The sequence below is a fragment of the Pseudomonas sp. Pf153 genome (assembly GCF_001269775.1).
Taxonomy (GTDB): domain Bacteria; phylum Pseudomonadota; class Gammaproteobacteria; order Pseudomonadales; family Pseudomonadaceae; genus Aquipseudomonas; species Aquipseudomonas uvaldensis.
In genome coordinates this window covers 195049-210829 of record NZ_LHVL01000012.1, presented here as the reverse complement: position 1 = coordinate 210829, position 15781 = coordinate 195049, and the positions used below count along the sequence as shown (strand labels likewise).

Genomic DNA, 15781 nt, shown 5'->3' with positions numbered 1-15781 from the left:
ACAGGCTGGCGCATGGCAAACCGGACAATCTTCGGGTACGTCAGCGCACTGTTCTTTAACGGGGGGCGCGGCCGGGCGGGCGGTTCGGGGCGTTTGCGGTGCCGGAGGGCTGACCGGTGAGTCAGTCATAGCGCTTTACCGGACCTGCGACGGTGGGTAACGTCTGCGTCACTTCTCTTACAAGGAATAGCGCCATGAGCGATCTGATTGCCTACCACCTAGAGGATGGTATCGCGACCCTGACCTTGAACAACGGCAAGGTCAACGCCATTTCGCCGGATGTGATTACTGCGTTTAACGCTGCGCTGGACCAGGCTACGGCAGACCGTGCGGTGGTGATCATTACCGGGCAGCCAGGGATTCTATCCGGCGGTTACGATCTCAAAGTCATGACCGCCGGCCCCAAGGAAGCGGTGAGTCTGGTCACTGCCGGTTCGACCCTGGCCCGTCGCCTGTTGTCCCACCCCTTCCCCGTCGTTGTCGCCTGCCCGGGGCACGCGGTGGCCAAGGGTGCATTCCTGTTGCTCTCGGCGGATTACCGCATTGGTGTCGAGGGGCCGTTCACTATCGGCCTGAACGAGGTGCAGATCGGCATGACCATGCACCACGCCGGTATCGAACTGGCCCGTGATCGGTTACGTAAGTCGGCCTTCCATCGCTCGGTCATCAATGCCGAGATGTTCGATCCACAGAGCGCCGTGGATGCCGGCTTCCTCGACAAAGTGGTAGCGGCGCAAGAGCTGCAGGGTGCGGCCATGGAGGCGGCGCGTCAGTTGAAGAAGATCAACATGAGCGCCCACAAGAACACCAAGTTGAAAGTCCGCAAGGCGCTGCTGGAAACGCTGGACAGTGCCATTCTGCTGGATCAGGAGCACATGGGTTAACGCCCTGACTGCTCGAAAGAAAGCCCGACCCCAGCGTCGGGTTTTTTATTACATCTCGCGTTTAGAAATCTCTAGCCGCTCTAGCTCGCTTCTTACGCGTAAATTCCAGACATCTCGTTGAAGATCGCCCAATTCCAATGCCCGTAGCGAGAATTGCCGAAAACAGTGCACATTCGTACACTGCGCCACCTTTTGTCCCAGTGGGGCCTGTAGATGTTGTTCGTACTGCGCATGTTGTTGATGGGCCTGCACTTTATCCTGGCGGGTGTACTCGGTCTGGTCCTGGGGTTATGCCGCCCGTTCAATCCGGACAACAGCCGTTTATGCGCGAGGCTGTATGCCTGGCCCGCGATGCGGATTCTGGGCCTGCGGGTCAAGGCCGAGGTCGGAACGCTGGCCAATAAGCCTCCGAGTTGCGTGATCATCGCCAACCATCAGTCCAACTATGACCTGTTCGTGTTCGGCAATGTGGTGCCCCATCGTACGGTGTGTATCGGCAAGAAAAGCCTGAAATGGGTGCCGCTGTTCGGACAGTTGTTCTGGCTGGCGGGGAACGTGTTGATCGATCGTGGCAACGCGATCAAGGCACGTCGGTCGATGCTGACCACCACTCATACACTGCAGCACGAGGAAACGTCCATCTGGGTGTTCCCGGAAGGTACTCGCAATCTAGGTCACGAGTTGCTTGCGTTCAAGAAAGGCGCCTTTCAAATGGCGATCGCCGCCGGAGTGCCAATTGTCCCGGTGTGCGTCAGCAATTACGTCAACCACATGCGCCTCAATCGCTGGCGCAGTGGTGACATTCTCATACGCTCGCTGCCGGTCATTCCCACAGTTGGGCTTAGCATGGAGGACATGCCTCGGCTGATGGCCCAATGTCGCGAGCAAATGCATGAATGCATCGAGTCGATGGATCGACAGGTGCAGAACGCTTGAACCCGCATAACCCGCCCGTATGGCGGGTTTCTTTTTCCTGCGAACTCGATGGATTTTGCTGACTCTCAAGCATCAGGGCACGCTAAGCTGCACACTGCCTGACTGCCAATTCGAAGAAGAAGTGAACCGCCATTATGGGTAGAGTCGTTGCTGCTGCGGTATACAGCGCCGGAAAGAAAGTCACCAACATCACCCTCGACGAGGGCAGCGCCTGGGCTGCCAAACCCGGACATTTCGTGTGGATCGGCCTTGAAGAGCCCAATGCCGAAGAGCTGACCAACCTGCAGCGTCAATTCAACCTGCATGAACTCGCCATCGAAGACGCCATGGAGAAGCACAGCCGCCCGAAGCTGGAGACTTTCGGCGATGCGCTGTTCATCGTGACGTATTCGCCGATACGCAAGGACGGCAAGCTGCAGTTCATCGAGACCCATATCTTCGCCGGCAAGGGTTACATCATCACTGCCCGCAACGGCCATTCGGCTTCCTACGCCCACGTCCGACAGCGCTGTGAGGCACGCCCCCTTCTGCTGGAGCACGGGGAAGATTTCGTGCTCTATGCCATCCTCGATTTCGTGATCGAAAACTACCAGCCAGTGGGCGAAGCCATTCATGCCGAGATCGATGAGCTAGAGCAGTATGTGCTATGCAGCGCCTTGAACGAACGGGATATCCAGAAACTGCATAGCCTGCGCCGGGACGTGCTGCGCCTGCGTCGCTATGCGGCACCGATGGTGGAAATCAGCGAAGAACTGCAAAAGCTGAACTTCCCTTTCATCGACAAAAATATGCGCCCGTACTTCCGCGATGTGCAGATCCATGTCACGCGACAGATGGAAGACCTGACCACCTTGGCGGACATTGCCAGCCAGACCATCGAGGTCGGCGTGCTACTCGAGGCATCACGCCAGAGTGTGGTGCAGCGCAAGTTTGCGGCCTGGGCAGCCATCCTGGCGTTCCCGACGGCGGTGGCGGGGATCTACGGCATGAATTTCGAGGATATGCCGGAGTTGAGCTGGCATTACGGGTATTTCATGGTGCTGGGCGTGATTACGGTGGGATGCACCGCGTTGTGGGCCAGCTTCAAGCGGTCGGGGTGGTTGTAACGCAACGTCATACTGTGGGAGTTTTGTCGCCGCTATCGCGAGCAGGCTCGCTCCCACAGGGGGTTCGCTGCGTATGGGAGAGGGTACGCAGCGTTGGCAAACGGAGGGTCTGTCAGGCCTGCGGTTTGTGTGCCACAAAACGCATCATCCACTCCGCCACCGTCGTGCCGTGGTGTTCCTGTTCAAGGCTCGCAACGCCTTGACTGTAGACCTGCTCGCCCAGATGTTGCTGGCGGATATCCAGCAGCGCCCGGGAATAGTCGTGGATAAACTCGGGATGGCCCTGGAAGCACAGCACCTGATCGTCGATGTGATAGGCCGCGTACGGGCAGAAATCGCTGGAGGCGATGACCGTGGCGTTCTCGGGCAATTGGGTGACCTGGTCCTGATGGCTGATCAGCAAGGTCAGTTCTTCCATCACCGGGCTCATCCACGGCGCCTTGGCCGCCAATTTATAGCGATGGGTGCCCACGCCCCAGCCCTGGGTCGCACGTTCAGCCTTGCCGCCAAGCAGTAGCGCCAGTAATTGATGCCCGAAACAGACGCCCAGCAATTTGTCGCCACGCTTGTAGCGATCCAGCAGGAAGGTCTTGAGCGTCTGGATCCAGGGGTCGGTGCCAAAGGAGTCCGCCTTGCTGCCGGTCACCAGATAGGCGTCGAACTGCTCGTCGTCGCTGGGGTAATGGCCTTGCATCACGTTGTAGACGACGAATTGCGCCTCGATGGGCTGCTGCGAGAACAGGCGCTGGAACATCTGCCCGTAGCCCTGATATTGATCGGCCAATTCCGGACGCAGGATATCGGTCTCCAAGATGCAGATGCGTAGCGACATAAAAAATACCTGACACGGTGATGGGAATATTGCACACCCAGAGCCTGCCTCGAAACACTGCTCCAAGGCAAGCCCTTCCTCACCGTCAGAACAGCTCATGCCTCGCGGCTTTTTCCAACAGCAGGGCCGGCGGAGCGAAACGCTCGCCATATTGCTCGGACAGATACTGGGCGCGGGCAACGAAATCCTTCAGACCGTACTGGTTGATGAACTGCAACGCGCCGCCGGTCCAGGCCGCGAAGCCGATGCCGAAAACCGACCCGACGTTGGCGTCTGCGGTCGAAGCGAGCACACCCTCTTCCATACAGCGCACGGTTTCCAGGGCCTGGATAAACAGCAGACGGTCACGAATGTCCCGCTCGGAGATTTGCCTGCCAACGTTCTCGAAACGGGTCTTGAGGCCCGGCCACAAATGCTTCGGCCCATTGGCCGGATAGTCGTAGAAACCCGCGCCAGCGGCTTTACCAGGACGCTTGTATTCGTTGAGCAGCAGATCGATCACTGCGAATGCCGGGTGGTCGAGCGGTGCTTTTCCTTCCGCTCGCAGGTCCTGGAGGGTTTGGGCGCGGATATGACTCATCAAGCTGAGGGAAACTTCGTCAGAAACCGCCAGGGGGCCGACCGGCATGCCGGCCTTGCGCGCTTCGGTCTCGATCATGGGCGCGCTCACGCCCTCGCCGAGCATGGCGATACCTTCCTGGGTGAAGGTGCCGAATACCCTTGAGGTGAAGAAGCCGCGACTGTCATTGACCACAATCGGCGTCTTGTTGATTTGCAGGACGAAATCGAAACTGCGAGCCAGGGTTTCATCGCTGGTGCAGGTGCCCTTGATAATTTCCACCAGAGGCATTTTTTCCACGGGACTGAAAAAGTGCAGGCCGATGAACTTCGTCGGGTCCGGCACCGCCGTTGCCAGGCCGGTAATGGGCAATGTCGAAGTATTGGAGGCAATGACCGCCTCGCGCCCGACCACTGCCTGGGCGGCGGCCGAGACCCTGGCCTTCAGGCCGCGATCTTCGAACACCGCCTCGATGACCAGGTCGCAACCGGCGAGGTCGGCATCGCTGTCCGTGACATGGACGCGGGCCAGCGTAGCTTCGCACTGTTGCACGGTCATCTCATCGCGGGCGACTTTCCTGTCCAGCAGCGCGACCAAACGGGCCTTGCCCTTCTCCGCCGCACGAAGGTCGACGTCCTTGAGTACCACCTCGATTCCGCCCAGAGCGCAGACACAGGCGATGCCGGCGCCCATCATGCCGGCACCGAGCACACCGACCTTTTTTGTCAGATAGGGCGCGAAGCCCTGTGGGCGCGAACCTCCGGCCTTGATTTGGTTGAGCTGGAACCAGAACGTACCGATCAGGTTCTTCGCCACTTGGCCGGTGGTCAGCTCAGTGAAATAGCGGGTTTCAATCAACTGCGCCGCGTCGAAGTTGACCTGGGCACCTTCCACCGCGGCGCAAAGGATCCTCTCCGGCGCGGGCAGGCATCCCTGGGTTTTGCTGCGCAGGATCGATGGGGCAATCGCCAGCATCTGCGCAATGCCAGGATCGGATGGCGTCCCTCCCGGGATCTTGTATCCCTTCACATCCCAAGGCTGGACCGCGTTCGGGTTGGCAAGAATCCAGGCGCGCGCCTTGGACAGCAACTCGTCACGGTCGGCCGCCAGCTCATCGATCAAGCCTGCCCGCAACGCTTGTCGAGGGTGAACCTTTTTACCCTCGAGCAGGTATGGCAGGGCTTTCTCCAGGCCAAGCAGGCGAACCATCCGCACCACCCCGCCGCCGCCCGGCAGCAGGCCAAGGGTGACCTCCGGCAGCCCGATCTGCAGCGACGGGTCATCCAGCGCCACCCGGTGGTGGCAGGCCAGGCAAATCTCCCAGCCACCACCGAGGGCCGCACCGTTGATGGCGGCCACCACTGGCCTGCCCAACGTTTCCAGCGCACGCAATTGCGCCTTGAGGGCCAGGATCATGTCGTAGAACGCCTTGGCCTCGGCCCTCTGGACCTGGACCAGTTCGTTGAGGTCACCGCCTGCGAAGAAAGTCTTCTTGGCGGAAGTGATGACGACACCCGCTATCAAGTCTCTTTCAGCGTTCAAACGGGCTACGCAGGCCGCCATGGCTTCGCGATACACCGCATTCATGGTGTTGGCGCTCTGGTCCGGCATGTCCAGGGTCAGGACGACGATCCGGTCAGGGCCGGTTTCGTAGCGTATGGCATCGCTCATGAACAACATTCCTCGAAAAAAACATTCCTGAAGTCGGGCTCAGAAGCGCTCGATAACCGTGGCAATGCCCATGCCGCCACCCACACATAAGGTCGCCAGACCATAGCGCAGGCGCCGCGCCTCCAACTCATCGAGCAAGGTGCCGAGAATGGCGCACCCCGTCGCTCCCAAGGGATGCCCCATGGCGATGGAACCACCGTTGACGTTGACGATTGACGGATCGATGGCCATGTCCTTGATGAACTTGAGCACCACCGAGGCAAAAGCTTCGTTGACCTCGAAAAGATCGATGTCCTGGACCCGCAGCCCGGCCTTGGCCAAGGCCTTGCGGGTGGCGGGGGCCGGGCCGGTGAGCATGATGGTCGGGTCGGTACTGGTGACGGCCGTGGCGACGATCCGCGCACGGGGCTGCAGACCCAGGTCGCGTCCCTTGGCTTCAGAACCAATCAGCATCAGCGCCGCGCCATCGACGATTCCCGAACTGTTGCCCGGCGTGTGCACATGGTCGATCCGCTCGACATGGCTGTAGACCCTGAGCGCCGTAGCGTCGAAGCCCATCTGGCCCATGGTCTCGAAACTCGGCCTGAGCATGCCCAGCCCTTCGAGCGTAGAGTCGGCACGGATGAATTCATCATGGTCCAGCAATACGATGCCGTTCTGGTCCCGTACCGCCACCAGGGACCTGTCGAACGAACCGTCGGCCCTGGCCCGAGCAGCATTTTGTTGGGAGCGCAGAGCAAAAGCGTCGACGTCCTCGCGGCTGAAGCCTTCCAAGGTGGCGATCAAGTCCGCACCGATGCCTTGGGGGATGAAGTTCCCTTGCAGGTTGGCTTGTGGGTCCAGCGCCCAGGCGCCACCATCGCTGCCCATGGGCACTCGGGACATGGATTCGACGCCGCCGGCCACCACCAGGTCTTCGAAACCGGAACGCACCTTCATCGCCGCCAGGTTGACCGCTTCCAGACCCGAAGCGCAGAAGCGGTTGAGCTGCATACCCGCCACACTGATATCCCAGCCCGCCACCACGGCGGCGGTCTTGGCGATGTCGGCTCCCTGGTCGCCCACCGGCGTCACACACCCGAGCACGATGTCGTCCACCTGACCGCTGTCGAGCCCCATGCGCTGCTGCAGGGCGCCAAGCAGGCCACTTACCAAATTCACCGGTTTGACGCTGTATAAGGCTCCGTCGGCCTTGCCCTTGCCACGGGGCGTGCGCAACGCATCGAAGATCAAAGCCTGGGTCATGACATCCTCAACCACGGTTGTATGCGATGACCCAACCATAAGCCCAGCGGGGATGAATTCAATGACCCCAGCGCTCAACAGCGTTGACGAGCACGGTCAGACGAACGGTAGCGTGCTATCGGGTTAACCGTTTCAGGAGGCCAAGCTGTCTAGCAAAAGGTCCTTCATACAGATGGCAATAAGCCTCATACCGATTTGATAACTATACGTCAGGATCTGATACGAATTGGATCTAAGCCAAGTCAGCTGTGGCCCCTAATGTAATCCTTGTACAAGAGAGTCGTCGGGTTTTGCCGAGGCGCTTGTCAGACAGGAAGTGCAACGCCAGCCATATGGAGTGACGCAGGCTGGCTCAGGAAATAACAAAAAAGGCGGGTCAGCCATGTTCAAACATTCGAAAGTTCGTCAAGCCGGACTCATTCTCTTCGCCACAACGCTACTGTTGATTCTCCCGAACATCCCCAAGGTGATCGGCTGAATCCATACGCGAGTAGCTGCCTCGATACTGTGTTGCCTCGTTAAAAAAAGCGACGGGCTCGTTGTTAGGGCCACAGTGGCTGTGCCAACCTTTGCGCACCCACTCGACATGGAAGGCGATCCATTGAAGGCTCTTATCATGCTCGGGGCGTTGCTGCTCGGCACGCCCCTGTACGCCGCCCAGCTGACGCTGGAACTGGGCGCGAATACACGCACCTGGCAAACCGAAGAACTGCTCAAGCATCCGCAGGCCCAGACGGTCCGGATCACTGATGATGTTTCCTATAAGAAAGCGATGACCTATCGCGCCGTGCCCTTGACGGCGTTGTTGACCGAAGTGAAACCTGAGGACCATCTGCAAGCCGTGGCGTTGGACGGTTTCGCCGCTGAACTGCCCGCCGCGCCGTTGCTCAACAAGAGCGGCGCGAGAGCCTGGCTGGCGATCGAAGACCCGGCCAACCCCTGGCCTGCGCTGGGTGAGGGCAAGCACAGCGCCGGGCCTTTTTACCTGGTCTGGACAGATCCACAGGCAGGCCATATCAGCCCTGAGCAATGGCCCTACGCAGTGGCGAGCATCAAGCGCCTGTCAGCGGTGGCCGAACGCTTCCCTGCCCTGCTGCCGGCACCTGCGTTGGCCAAGGACGATCCCATCAACAAAGGCTTCGAACTGTTCCAGAAAAACTGCCTGGCATGCCATCGCCTCAATGGCGCGGGTGATGCACAGTTTGGCCCGGATCTGAATATCCCCTTCAACCCCACCGAATACTTTGCAGGGGATTTTCTCAAGCGTTATATCCGCGATCCACAAAGCTTACGTCGCTGGCCCCAGGGAAAAATGCCGGGGTTCTCGGCGAGCGTGCTGCCGGACTCGGAGCTGGATCTGCTGGTCGGGTATCTCAAGCACATGGCGGGACGCAAACAGCCTTCAGGCCAGTAGGCCCAGGTCAGGTTGACACGCCTCCAGGCCGGGCAGGTGCTGCGTTACTGTTGCTGCAAGGTGATCACCGTTGCCGGTGCCACTACCACCTTGGCGCGCATCTGCTCACACCCACCGCCACGACGCAGGCCGCGTATCGGGCAGGCATCCAGGTAATCCAGGCCGACGGCCAGCTTAAGGTGCCGCTCGGGGCGGGCCAGTTGATGGGTCACATCGAAACTGTACCAGGCGCCGTCGAGCCAGGCTTCTGCCCAGGCATGGCTGGTCAGGTGCTCGCTGCCTTCGCTGTAGACGTAGCCCGACACATAGCGCGCCGGTACGCCCAGGCTGCGGGCGCAGGCCAGGAACGCATGAGTGTGGTCCTGGCACACCCCGCTGCGGCTGGCGAATGCCTGGGCTGCGCTGGTCTCGATTTCGGCGGAGCCCGGCGCGTAGGCCATGTGCGCGTTCAGCCCGTGCATCAGATCGATCAACGCCGTACGGTCGCGTCGATGCCCGCATTGCCCGCGAGCGAAGGTGCTCAGGGCCTCGTCCGCTTCGGTCAGGCGGGTGAACCGCAGGAACGGCAGCGCCGACGGGGCCTCGTGCTCGGCCTCGCGCAACGGGTCGATATCGACTTGGCCACGGGCGCCGACAATGACCGTTTCGTGAGGCTCTTCCAGGGTGAGTACATGAAGAATGTTGCCGAAGGGGTCTACCTGGGCCCGTGCGGGTCGAGGCAAATCGAGCTGCCAGCTCAAGACCTGCTGGCGCTCGCTGTCGTGGGGCGTCAGGCGCAGGTATTGGATGCTTGCGCGAACCTGGTTTTCATAGTGATAGGCCGTTTCGTGGCTGATCGAAAGCCTCATATGACCTCCAAGTGAAAACGGCCAACCCAAAAGTCAGCCGTTGTCGGTTGCCAAGCGCGAGATGTCAGGCCTGCAAGCGCCGGATCTCCTGTTTGACGCCCCAACCTTCAATGACGCCTCCCAACGGCTCCACCACCGCTTCGAAGTCTTGCTCGAAGTCGCCAATGTCATCGTAAGTGGCGTACATTACCCGGCTTAATTCCAATGACCACGCACCGTCGTCCCGTGCACTGATCTGTGCATTCAATGACTCACCCCGAAAATGACCCGCCGCCCTGCGCGCCCGCTCCTCATCCGGGAAAATGGCGTAGAACTCGATGGGATGGAATTGTGAGAAATCGAACCCGCCTTCTTTCATGCGGCGCAATACGCGGGTGCTGATGTCTTCTTGATAGGCTGTGCTCATGAAACGTCCTCCTCAAATCGATGGATAGACTTTCCGTCTTCCCGCGCAGGCAACCCGTGGATTGCAAGCAATACGGCATCAACTGACCGTCGGGACACAAGCATGTAGCTGACAAGACCGGACCTTGGCGATCCTTTCGCTGATCTCAAGTGCAGAGTAGCCGCAAGTCATCGCCACTGCCAAGCGGGGCCAGGCCATGACTTCATGAAATCGGTTTAATGCGGATGATTTCGATGGCGTGTTGGGATTTGAGGTTCTTGACCGTCGGCTCCTCGGTGCGCCCTTCCAGATCATTGAGATCCAGCTTGGCGGACACCGGAAGCAGTCTTTCGCGAATCAAATGTGCCGCCTGCTCCATGGTGGGCTCCTGGTCATAGTCGAACTGCTCGGCGATGGCATCGCCGTGGTCATCAACGAAAGTGATTTCCCACTTTTGCATTGCTGTCTCCTCGATCAATTCATGGCCGGGCTTACCTCTATCTCGACATTGGCGGCGGAATAATCGTTCCGCTGAGTCACTGAACGGTACACATGAAAAGACCGCCTCACGGGCGGTCTTCTTCACCAAGCCATGCCGATTACTTTTCGGCGCGCTCTCTCAAGGCTTTCAAGGTGTTGAATGGCGCGTCCACCACGAATTTGTTGGCCAACCAGGACGGTACATCACCACCCGGCTCGGTGTGGACCTGATAGATCACCTCAACCTGATCGGGGCCCTTGGGCGTGAATTTCCAGAAGCCATCGACCCGGGTCACCCGTACAAAACCTTTTTTCTCAGGCAAATAAGTCGGTACGCCCTTGAGGTTCCGGGTCAGGCTGCCATCGGTGCCTTCAACGGTAGTGACCTCCAGCACAGAGTCCCGGGGTGTGACCGGCCACGGCGTGTTGAACTGGGTATAGGTCCAGCTCTTGTCACCTTCATGCTTGATCAGTTCCTGGGTGTTACATTCATGAATCCAGGCACAGGCACCCGGAACGTCTTCCTGAAGGGCGCGCAATTTGGCCAGGGAGGTTTTTATGACGGTCACGCCACGGTAAGCCTTGTATTTGGAACCGGCCACTTCACTGAGGGAAACCTTGATGCCGTCCTGCTCCTTGGCGACTTTCCAGTCTTCGGCCTGGGCGTTTGCCGTCGCCAACAGAACGACCAGACCACACGACACAGCCATACGATGCAGCGAACCCATAGTGTTTTCCTTATTGTTCAAGTCCGTTCGTTAAGTTTCTTCATCATGGCGGATCTTTCAGACCCATCCCCCGTTACGCTGCGGTGACCTGTTCCCACCACCCAAGGAGTCGGATGGCTTCTTCACGGCTGTTGCCGCAGACTTCGATATCGGCCGCAAATCCCGAACACACCGCCGGACGTTCCGGCTGCCCGAAGATCTGGCACAGGTTATCGACTGACAATTGCACGCAACGTTCGCCGGCAGGCTTGCCCTGGGGCATGCCGGGAATCGACGAGCTGATGGAAGGGGCAATGCAACAGGCGCCACAGCCTTCGCGGCATTTCATGACGTCAACATCCTCACGACAGGAAACGGATAAATAACGCAACACAGAGTAACGGCTAAAACGCTCGTTTTAAATTACCGCGGACGCGTTTTTTTGCTCGATGAGGATGACCGGACAGTCAGCGACAGCTCGCCGGAGGTCATTGTTTGAATTCGAAGTCCAACGCGGCCCCTTCGACCTCATTACGTTCCTGATTACGCAACGGCAGCTGCATTTCGTTACTGAGCAGGCGACCATTGAGCTGGAACGGACCGGGCTTCCCTTCGAACATCGACGGCAGCAAGGGCTCACGCTTGGGTAGAGGGACTTTTCCCGGCGGCTCGAGCTCCTCGACCATTTCATGAGGCAGGCTCAGGTCCAGCCTGGCCGGTGGCAAAGGCGTCTTGGCAACTTCCCGGGCCGACTTGGTCTTGGAAGCGATGGGGGGTCGTTTCTTCGTCGTAGACGCTGCTTTTTTGGCCGGAGCCTGTTTCACCGCCGCTGTTTTTTTCGACACCTTTTTCGTGTCGCTGGCGGTCGGTTTCTCCTGCGTCGAAGCAGCCAGGACGCCCTCGGCATGGAAGGCAGTCAACAGGCCGATCAAAATCCAGGCAGCAGGAGCAATGACTTTCATAAATACACTGGCAGTTATGACAGAGAACCACATGCTCGCCCGATATCAGGGCGCTGACAAGCACATCAACTCAATACGCTGATCTTTGAACGATTGCGTAAAGCCTAAAAGAAACCACCGGTCGTTTCCTGGCACAACTGCGTGGCGAGCAGCCCCAACGTCATCAAGGCCCGTTCCGCCTCGCGATTCCAGGGTATGCCACAGTTCAGGCGGATGCAGTGGTTGAACTGCTCGGTGTTACTGAAGATCAACCCCGGCGCAATGCTGATGCCTTGCTGCAGCGCCCGGACATGCAGTTCCTGGGTATTGACCCGCCCCGGCAGGCTGACCCACAGAATGAACCCTCCGGTGGGACGGCTCATCTGCGTGCCCTCGGGAAAATGTTGCTGCACAGCCAACTGGAAGGCACTGAGGTTCTTGCGGTATTCCTGGCGGATGTAGCGAAGGTGGCGGTCATAGCCGCCGTTTTCCAAATAAGCAGCAATCCCCATCTGCGTGACGCTGCAGGCCGAGTGAGTACTGAAGGTCTGGAGCCGCTGGATCTCCTGCTGGAACTTTCCGGCAATCATCCAACCGATGCGTACGCCCGGCGACAAGGTCTTGGAAAAACTCGAACAGTAGATGACCCGGTCCAGCCGGTCGTAAGCCTTGAGTGCCTTGGTACGCCCCTGCTCGAACATCAATTCGCCATAAATGTCGTCCTCGACGATCTGGATGTCGAAGTCCGACGCCAGGCGCAGCAGGTGTTTCTGCCGCTCTTCAGGCATGGTACCGCCAAGGGGGTTGCTCAAGCGGGTGGTCAGCACCAACGCCTTGATCGACCACTGGTTGGCCGCCAGTTGAAGGGCTTCCAGACTCATACCAGTCACCGGGTCGCTCGGAATCTCGATGACCTTGAGGCCCAGCAGATCCGCCAGTTGCAACAAGCCATAGTAGGTGGGTGACTCGGCGGCGATCAGATCCCCTGGCCGGGTCAGGACCCGCAGGGACATTTGCAGCGCATCGACACAGCCGTGGGTGATCACCACTTCAGAGGGGTCGACCACCACACCGGCATCGCGCATGCGGATTGCCACCTGACGACGCAACGGCTCGAAGCCCGGGCTGAACATGTAGCTGAACGCCCGAGGACTGTGAAAGCGCGTAACCTTGGCCAGCTGTTGATGCAGCGCCCGTACAGGCAAGTAATCGACGCTGGGTACCGCGGCCCCCAGTGGAAACACCCCTTCGCGCCGCGATTCGACCAGCACCTGCTGGATGATACTGCTGCGGGTCACCAGACCCGGACGCTCCACACGAGCGATGTCCGGGGTCGACGCCGTGAGCGCGGGCGTCTGGTGCACGTAATAGCCTGATTGTGGGCGCGCCCGGATCAATCCCTGGTCTTCAAGATTGGCATAAGCCTGTAGCACCGTCGCATGGCTGACGTTGAGCTGCGAACTCATCTTGCGCACCGAAGGCACGCGTTCACCGGGCTGGTAAACACCCCGGCGGATGTCTTCGGCCAGTTGCTGTGCAATACGTTGATAGAGCAAGAGATTGGTCATGGCGCAGCACTCGATTTCACGGGCATTTTATTCTTATGAGCAACGATACCGGAACAGTTTAGAAGTGTACTGGGACAGTTGCCAGATTACTCGACAGTACAGTGGAGTGACAGCCCCAACTGTTCTCATGATGCGATCCACAGGCTCAAAAAAACCCGGCGCCATTGCAGGGGCCGGGTTTTCCAGTGACGCAGCCCTCAGCGGGCAGCGCCGAGCTGGCCCTTTTCGTCGGAGAACACGATCTCTACGCGACGGTTTTGCGCCCGGCCACGCTCGGTGGCGTTGACGTCCACCGGGAACTGATCGCCGTAGCCTTCGACCTGGATGCGTTTCTCATCGATCCCCAGGTCCACCAGCACGTCCGCCACCGCCTGTGCGCGGTCACGGGACAACTTCAGATTCTCCTGCTTGCCGCCGGTGCTGTCGGTATAGCCTTCGATGCGCACCACGCGCTTGGGATTGAGCTGCAGGAACTGCACGATCTTGAGCACGAGCCGGTTGGCCGAACTCTTGAGTTCAGCTTCGCCAGTGTCGAACAGGACGTCACCGAGCGTCATCACCAGGCCGCGATCGGTCTGGGTCGTCGCCATTTCCTTGATCTGCTCTTCCAGCCATTTGCCTTGCTGCTGGACGCTGAGCAGCTTGGACTCGCGCAAGGCCAATTGCAGGCGCTGGCGCTCCAGCTCGAGTTTCGTCGCGCGTTCCTCGTTGAGCACCTGATTGCTGTGCTCCCGGGCGATTTCACTGTAGCGCTGGCTGAGGTAAGCGTAATGCAGCACATCTTCGCCAGTGCCCCAGTACGTGGACAGCCGGTCGGCACGGGCCAGCGATTCACCGGCACGTATCACGTCCTTGGGTGCGGCACGTAACACGTTAGAGTCTTCCTTGACCTTCTGGAAGTCGTCGCTGGCTTTTTCCAGCGCTGCCTCGCTGCGTTGCCCCGCACAACCATACAAACTGGCCAACCCCAGCAGGACCAGACCGCCAACGATACGGGAGTGCTTCATTGGGCATCCTCCCTCAGCTGTTTACGCAAGCGTGCGATGCGGGTTTCGAGCACGCTCACTTGCTCCTGGCTCTTGAGGGTCAGCACCTTCGCTTCAGCCAGGCGGGCATCCAGCTCGGCCTGCTCGGCACGCATGCGGGCCTTTTTGTACGACTCATCGGCCATGTTGCCCTTGGCCCTGGCGAACTTTTCTTCGGCCAGTTTCAGCTCGGGCACTTCGTCGGCGGTGGCTCCCACCGCCCGGGCTTGTTCCAGTGCCTGTTCGGTCAGGCGGATCTGTTCATTCGGCGCCGGATCGGCCGCGCAGCCCGCCAGAGCCAGAACGGCCAGGGCAGCGAAAAGAGGTCGAATAATCACAAATATTCCCTACTGTTTTGGGGCACTGACAGATGGCTGCGACTGCATGTTCCAACGCTCGAGATTGCGCTGCAACACAGCCTCAGTCAGGCCGGACGCGGCCAATTCTGTCATCTTTTGCGCCAGCTGTCCGCGTAACCATGGCTCATTGCAGGCGGAGTTATGGGAAACCGCGAGGAACAGACCCGGTTTGTCCACCGGTTGCGCTGTGGCCTGTAGATCATTCGCCATGCCCAGTGTCTGCGCCATCGCCAGGCCCGAATAGCGACCCGCCAGGACATATTCAACCTCTCCCAGCAGCAGTTTCTGAAAGGCCTGGGTTAAGTTGGCGGTACGGGTCAGGGACAATTGCTTCTCTGCAAAAGTGCTGAATCCCTGGGTCATCCGAGCTTTTTCCGACAACGCACCGGGATGCCCGTGAAGGTCCTCTGGGCGATTGACGACCAGTGTCGACCCCTTGCGGGTCCAGACCAAGTAGTCGTTTTCCAACAAGGGCGGATGGACGTAGTCCAGGGAATCAAGTCCGGTCGGGGTCAGCGGAGCATCGGTGAGCAGGTCCATGCGCCCGCTGCGCACCTCCTCCAGCGCCTGGGCACGCTTGCCCGCGTAGAGCAATTCGACCTTGATGCCCAACTCTCCTGCCACTTGTGTCAGCAGGTCGGCACCGGCGCCGATCAAGTGCTTGGGATCCTGGGGATCTTGCCAGAGGTAAGGCGGCGCATCCGGACTGCCGGTGGCGATCAGTCGCTCGCACTTGCCGGCGGCGACAGACACCGAGGGCAGGCATGCCAGTACCCATGACAACGACCAACTGGCCAAATGGCGAAGCTCCATGGCGATGC

At 59.5% G+C, this 15781-nt stretch carries 17 protein-coding genes; 4 read left to right on the top strand and 13 right to left on the bottom strand.

Annotated features, from left to right (window positions below; genetic code table 11):
- Positions 1 to 194 precede the first annotated feature (194 nt).
- The 3 genes from AD666_RS08765 to AD666_RS08755 all read left to right on the top strand — a co-directional run bounded on the left by AD666_RS08765 (position 195) and on the right by AD666_RS08755 (position 2926).
- Positions 195 to 884, top strand: a complete 690-nt coding sequence (locus tag AD666_RS08765) for a crotonase/enoyl-CoA hydratase family protein (RefSeq protein ID WP_053150310.1) — start codon at positions 195 to 197, stop codon at positions 882 to 884.
- A gap of 213 nt (positions 885 to 1097) precedes the next feature.
- Positions 1098 to 1820 (top strand): 1-acylglycerol-3-phosphate O-acyltransferase, encoded by a 723-nt coding sequence (locus AD666_RS08760; RefSeq protein ID WP_053150307.1) that lies wholly within the window; start codon positions 1098 to 1100, stop codon positions 1818 to 1820.
- 134 nt (positions 1821 to 1954) lie between these two features.
- Entirely contained in the window at positions 1955 to 2926 is a 972-nt protein-coding gene (locus AD666_RS08755) for a magnesium and cobalt transport protein CorA (RefSeq protein ID WP_053150304.1), read from the top strand.
- Positions 2927 to 3038: 112 nt separating this feature from the next.
- Here AD666_RS08755 and AD666_RS08750 read toward each other — a convergent pair whose 3' ends face one another.
- The 3 genes from AD666_RS08750 to AD666_RS08740 all read right to left on the bottom strand — a co-directional run bounded on the left by AD666_RS08750 (position 3039) and on the right by AD666_RS08740 (position 7233).
- Positions 3039 to 3758: an amidotransferase gene (locus tag AD666_RS08750; RefSeq protein ID WP_053150301.1), complete on the bottom strand. Its 720-nt coding sequence runs from the start codon at positions 3756 to 3758 to the stop codon at positions 3039 to 3041.
- A gap of 85 nt (positions 3759 to 3843) precedes the next feature.
- Positions 3844 to 5988 (bottom strand): 3-hydroxyacyl-CoA dehydrogenase NAD-binding domain-containing protein, encoded by a 2145-nt coding sequence (locus AD666_RS08745; RefSeq protein ID WP_053150495.1) that lies wholly within the window; start codon positions 5986 to 5988, stop codon positions 3844 to 3846.
- A 39-nt stretch (positions 5989 to 6027) separates the two neighbouring features.
- Complete coding sequence (locus AD666_RS08740) at positions 6028 to 7233, bottom strand: acetyl-CoA C-acetyltransferase (protein WP_053150298.1); 1206 nt, start codon at positions 7231 to 7233, stop codon at positions 6028 to 6030.
- A 586-nt stretch (positions 7234 to 7819) separates the two neighbouring features.
- Between AD666_RS08740 and AD666_RS08735 the strand changes: the two genes are divergently transcribed.
- Positions 7820 to 8647: a cytochrome c gene (locus tag AD666_RS08735; protein WP_053150295.1), complete on the top strand. Its 828-nt coding sequence runs from the start codon at positions 7820 to 7822 to the stop codon at positions 8645 to 8647.
- Positions 8648 to 8691: 44 nt separating this feature from the next.
- Here the strand turns inward: AD666_RS08735 and AD666_RS08730 are convergent, their stop codons facing one another.
- From AD666_RS08730 to AD666_RS08685, 10 genes are all read right to left on the bottom strand, one after another.
- Entirely contained in the window at positions 8692 to 9495 is an 804-nt protein-coding gene (locus AD666_RS08730) for a transglutaminase family protein (RefSeq protein WP_053150292.1), read from the bottom strand.
- A gap of 64 nt (positions 9496 to 9559) precedes the next feature.
- Positions 9560 to 9901: a ribonuclease E inhibitor RraB gene (locus AD666_RS08725; protein WP_053150289.1), complete on the bottom strand. Its 342-nt coding sequence runs from the start codon at positions 9899 to 9901 to the stop codon at positions 9560 to 9562.
- A gap of 202 nt (positions 9902 to 10103) precedes the next feature.
- A complete protein-coding gene (locus AD666_RS08720) occupies positions 10104 to 10340 on the bottom strand; it encodes a hypothetical protein (RefSeq protein ID WP_053150286.1) in 237 nt (78 codons plus the stop codon).
- A 139-nt stretch (positions 10341 to 10479) separates the two neighbouring features.
- Positions 10480 to 11088: an START domain-containing protein gene (locus AD666_RS08715; protein WP_053150282.1), complete on the bottom strand. Its 609-nt coding sequence runs from the start codon at positions 11086 to 11088 to the stop codon at positions 10480 to 10482.
- Positions 11089 to 11161: 73 nt separating this feature from the next.
- Entirely contained in the window at positions 11162 to 11416 is a 255-nt protein-coding gene (locus AD666_RS08710; protein ID WP_053150279.1) for a YkgJ family cysteine cluster protein, read from the bottom strand.
- 139 nt (positions 11417 to 11555) lie between these two features.
- A complete protein-coding gene (locus tag AD666_RS08705; RefSeq protein ID WP_053150276.1) occupies positions 11556 to 12029 on the bottom strand; it encodes a hypothetical protein in 474 nt (157 codons plus the stop codon).
- Between the two features lie 104 nt (positions 12030 to 12133).
- Positions 12134 to 13576 (bottom strand): PLP-dependent aminotransferase family protein, encoded by a 1443-nt coding sequence (locus tag AD666_RS08700; RefSeq protein ID WP_053150272.1) that lies wholly within the window; start codon positions 13574 to 13576, stop codon positions 12134 to 12136.
- Positions 13577 to 13773: 197 nt separating this feature from the next.
- The gene (locus tag AD666_RS08695) at positions 13774 to 14583 is read right to left on the bottom strand and encodes an OmpA family protein (protein ID WP_053150268.1); all 810 of its coding nucleotides are present in this window, start codon (positions 14581 to 14583) and stop codon (positions 13774 to 13776) included.
- A complete protein-coding gene (locus tag AD666_RS08690) occupies positions 14580 to 14939 on the bottom strand; it encodes a DUF4398 domain-containing protein (RefSeq protein ID WP_053150265.1) in 360 nt (119 codons plus the stop codon). The genes AD666_RS08695 and AD666_RS08690 overlap by 4 nt, the downstream gene beginning before the upstream one ends.
- A gap of 9 nt (positions 14940 to 14948) precedes the next feature.
- Positions 14949 to 15773 carry an ABC transporter substrate-binding protein gene (locus AD666_RS08685; RefSeq protein WP_053150263.1) on the bottom strand — a complete coding sequence of 275 codons (825 nt, stop codon included), beginning with the start codon at positions 15771 to 15773 and terminating at the stop codon, positions 14949 to 14951.
- Positions 15774 to 15781 lie beyond the last annotated feature (8 nt).